Here is a 1932-nt window from a genome sequence, read left to right as displayed (position 1 = left end):
CCCGGCGAAGCAGCCGAGCAGGGTGGAGCGGGTCATCCGGCGCGCCACGCGGGCCAGGACGAGGATCGACAAGGTGCCGATCAACGCCGCGGCGAACCGCCAGCCGAACGGGTTGAGCCCGAACAGCCACTCACCGGCGCCGATCATCCACTTGCCCAGCGGGGGGTGCACCACGTACGAGGCGCACTTGTCGAGCGTCTCCTGCGTGCACGACTGCCAGATGTCGGTCTTCCCGGCCAGGATCGCCTTGTCCGCGTCCTTGATCGTGACGCGCTCGACGCCCCAGTTGATCAGGGAGAAGGCGTCCTTCATGTAGTAGGTCTCGTCGAAGACCACGGCCCGGGGGTGGCCCAGATTGACGAAGCGCAGGATCCCGCCGAAGAGCGTGATGAGCAGCGGGCCGACCCACCCCCACAGGACGCTGCCGCGCATGGGGGGGATCACCCGGTCACGCAGGGACCGCGTCTGCGAATGACTCTCGCCGACCTCCGGGTTGTCGTAGGCCTGGTACGGGGAATCGGTCACCGCCATTCGGACATCGTACGGGCCCCAAGCCGTTAGGTACTGCAAGAATCACGGTCTAATTGGTATGCCCTGCCACAATGGTCTGGTGACTGAAGAAGGCAGGTTGGTGCTGGCCGGAGCGCCCATCGGTCAGGCGGGTGACGTCTCGCCGCGGCTGCGGGAGGTGCTCGCCGGGGCCGACGTGGTGGCCGCCGAGGACACCAGACGGCTGCGCAGGCTCGCCACCGAGCTGGGCGTGGAGATCAGCGGCCGGGTGGTGTCCTACTACGACCAGAACGAGGCGGGCCGTGCCCAGGAGCTCGTCGAGGCGCTGAGACAGGGCCGCACGGTCGTGGTCATCACCGACGCCGGGATGCCCGGGGTGTCCGACCCCGGCTACCGCCTCACCCACCTGGCGGTCGAGGCGGGCATCACGGTGACCGCGCTGCCGGGGCCGAGCGCCGTCACCACGGCCCTCGCGGTGTCGGGGCTGGCCAGCGACAGGTTCTGCTTCGAGGGCTTCCCCCCGCGCAAGACCGGCGACCGGGCGCGGCGGCTGTCCGCACTGGCCGCCGAGGAACGGACAATGGTCTTCTTCGAGGCTCCCCACCGGCTGGCCGAGTCGCTGGGCGCCATGGCCGAGGCGTTCGGGGCCGACCGCCCGGCGGCCGTCTGCCGCGAGCTGACCAAGACGTACGAAGAGGTGCGCCGCGGCGGCCTCGGCGAGCTGGCCGAGTGGGCCGCGGGCGGCGTCAAGGGCGAGATCACCGTGGTTGTCGCGGGCCGCGTGCCCGGTGCGGGCGAGCCCGACATGGACGAGCTGGTCGCCGAGGTCGACCGCCGGGTGGCCGAGGGCGAGCAGCGCAGGACCGCCATCGCCGACGTGGCCAAGGGCGCGGGGGTGCCGAGACGGGAGCTGTATGACCTGGTGCACAAGCGCATAGGGTGATCAACATGGGGGAGACGGCTCGGAGACTGGTCCCGCCGTTCCAGGGGCGGCCGCTCTTAGGCTGGGCGGGCCCGCTCCTGGTCGCCCTCTTCGGCGGCCTGTTGCGGTTCGTCCGCCTCGGCGAGCCCAAGGCCGTCGTCTTCGACGAGACCTACTACGCCAAGGACGCCTACTCCCTGCTCAGGTACGGGGTCGAGCGCGCGATGCTCGGCGACGCCAAGAACCCCGTCGCCGACCGGCGGCTCATCGCCGGGAATCTGGACATCTTTCGCCAGTGTGCCGAGCCGTCCGACTGCGCGTCGTTCGTCGCCCATCCGCCGCTGGGCAAGTGGATGATCAGCGTGGGGGAGTGGCTGTTCGGGCTCAACCCGTTCGGCTGGCGGTTCGCTGCGGCGTTGATCGGCACCTTGTCGATCCTCGTCCTGGCCCGCGTGGCGCGCCGGATGACCCGCTCCACCCTGCTCGGCTGCTTCGCCGGA

At 70.5% G+C, this 1932-nt stretch carries 3 protein-coding genes; 2 read left to right on the top strand and 1 reads right to left on the bottom strand.

Annotated features, from left to right (window positions below):
- Nucleotides 1-531, bottom strand: a 531-nt coding sequence (locus tag ACWCSU_RS52760) for a glycosyltransferase family 39 protein (RefSeq protein WP_449945236.1), incomplete at its 3' end; no start/stop codon positions are given.
- Nucleotides 532-589: 58 nt separating this feature from the next.
- Between ACWCSU_RS52760 and rsmI the strand changes: the two genes are divergently transcribed.
- Both rsmI and ACWCSU_RS52750 read left to right on the top strand, forming a co-directional pair.
- Nucleotides 590-1453, top strand: a complete 864-nt coding sequence (gene rsmI, locus ACWCSU_RS52755; protein WP_364104818.1) for a 16S rRNA (cytidine(1402)-2'-O)-methyltransferase — start codon at nt 590-592, stop codon at nt 1451-1453.
- Between the two features lie 5 nt (nt 1454-1458).
- Nucleotides 1459-1932 (top strand): glycosyltransferase family 39 protein (locus ACWCSU_RS52750; protein ID WP_449945233.1); only part of this gene is annotated, 474 nt, incomplete at its 3' end.

The organism is Nonomuraea sp. NPDC001699, from assembly GCF_053596455.1.
Note: the sequence above shows the minus strand (reverse complement) of the source record. Positions and strands in the feature narration are given on the sequence as shown.

Excerpts from the sequence above, each read along its gene's own strand:
- rsmI (WP_364104818.1), top strand. The coding sequence starts at position 590 with ATGCCCTGCCACAATGGTCTGGTGACTGAAGAAGGCAGGTTGGTGCTG.